The sequence below is a fragment of the Exiguobacterium sp. ZOR0005 genome (assembly GCF_000798975.1).
In the GTDB taxonomy this organism is placed as follows: domain Bacteria; phylum Bacillota; class Bacilli; order Exiguobacteriales; family Exiguobacteriaceae; genus Exiguobacterium; species Exiguobacterium aurantiacum.
The window spans coordinates 1-302 of the sequence record NZ_JTLB01000047.1 but is presented as its reverse complement, the minus strand read 5'-3'; the positions used below and the strand labels follow the sequence as shown (position 1 = coordinate 302).

The following is a 302-nucleotide window of genomic DNA, read 5'->3' as shown; positions in this document are numbered from 1 at the left end:
CGATCACGTCCGGCGACACGGCGTTCCGTAGCGCCCGGATGATCATCGCCGACTACTTGAAGGTCGCACAGAAGAAGTTCGCCTCACGCCTTTGGATCGCACTCCCGCTCTTCGCGATCTCGTACGTGTTGACGAACATGGACTTCCAGATGCTTTGGCAGTACTTCAACTGGGCGAACCAGACGACGGCCGTCATCGCGCTCTTCGTCGGGGCGATGTACCTGTACATCAAGGGGCGCAACCACTACATCGCGCTCGTCCCGGGCACGTTCATGCTGTACGCGGTCTGGTTCTACATCCTG

1 protein-coding gene is annotated in these 302 nt (G+C 59.3%); it reads left to right on the top strand.

All coding sequences use genetic code 11. The annotated features are described in order from the left end of the window. On the top strand, positions 1-302 hold a 302-nt coding region (locus tag L971_RS14725), incomplete at both ends, for a carbon starvation CstA 5TM domain-containing protein (RefSeq protein ID WP_047376484.1).